The sequence below is a fragment of the Curtobacterium sp. C2H10 genome (assembly GCF_025407985.1).
Classification (GTDB): domain Bacteria; phylum Actinomycetota; class Actinomycetes; order Actinomycetales; family Microbacteriaceae; genus Curtobacterium.
On the sequence record NZ_JABXGF010000161.1, the window covers coordinates 1 to 266 of the forward strand.

Annotated in this window: 1 protein-coding gene; it reads left to right on the plus strand. The window is 50.0% G+C overall.

The window, feature by feature from the left end:
* Positions 1 to 266 (plus strand): ATP-dependent Clp protease proteolytic subunit (locus tag HWD93_RS18480; RefSeq protein ID WP_261647605.1); only part of this gene is annotated, 266 nt, incomplete at both ends.

A 266-nucleotide genomic window follows, 5' to 3' on the forward strand; every position in this document is an offset into this window, starting at 1 on the left:
TCCGAAAGCCAGCGCAAAAAATAATTCCTGGTTCCGTATGCAGGCCAGCGCCGAAAACGAAGCGGAAATATATATCTACGACGAGATCGGCTACTGGGGCGTGACTGCCCGACAGTTTGTTAACGATCTGAAGGCACTGGGTGATGTGACCCATATTAACCTTCATATCAATTCACCCGGTGGCGATGTCTTTGATGGCATCGCCATTTTTAATGCCCTTAAACACCACGGAGCTACAATTACCGTCCATATCGACGGCCTGGCGG